Source organism: Bacillus litorisediminis, from assembly GCF_022808645.1.
Taxonomy (GTDB): Bacteria; Bacillota; Bacilli; order Bacillales; family JC228; genus Bacillus_BF; species Bacillus_BF litorisediminis.
This window is the reverse complement of the sequence record NZ_JAKZKT010000129.1, coordinates 1-505: the sequence shown is the minus strand read 5'-3', so window position 1 is coordinate 505 and position 505 is coordinate 1. Positions and strand designations below refer to the sequence as shown.

Here is a 505-nt window from a genome sequence, read left to right as displayed (position 1 = left end):
CCATTTCTCAGAGCCTCCCGAAGGGAGTCCCAGTTTTCATAGAGATATCTCCGTAGGTCTTTTACGGACATTTCGTCAATACCGTGACTTCCTTTATTTCTTTCTACTCTTTTCAGGGCAGTCAAGAGATTTTCTCGTGACAAGATTCGCTCCATCAACATAACGTTATTCCTTTCCACGTGAACGAAGGTTCTAATTATGCCAGTTTCTGCTATACCCTCTCGAAGTCCCCCGTGTATTCACCACTTCTTTCTTCAAGTAAGTCCTTACGGATTGTCTGTATTTATCACAGAATACTGTATGCCTAGATTTCGTTCTCTCATAATTGTTCAGTCCTTCCCATTCTCAGTCTCGAGTTAGAATGGTACTATGACCTCTGCTGACTTCTAACTGTTCAGCTATCTATCGCTAGATAGGTTACCAAGAGTACTTGGCTTTCCAGTCAGATCTCCCCAGGTAAGAGTGCAATCTTTCCCTCCAAATATCTGCTTCATTTACTCTGTAT

The 505-nt window shown here is 42.2% G+C and carries 1 pseudogene; it reads right to left on the bottom strand.

Features of this window, described 5'->3' with window-relative positions:
* Positions 1 to 161, bottom strand: a pseudogene (locus MLE14_RS22345) (group II intron reverse transcriptase/maturase); the annotation flags it as partial.
* Positions 162 to 505 lie beyond the last annotated feature (344 nt).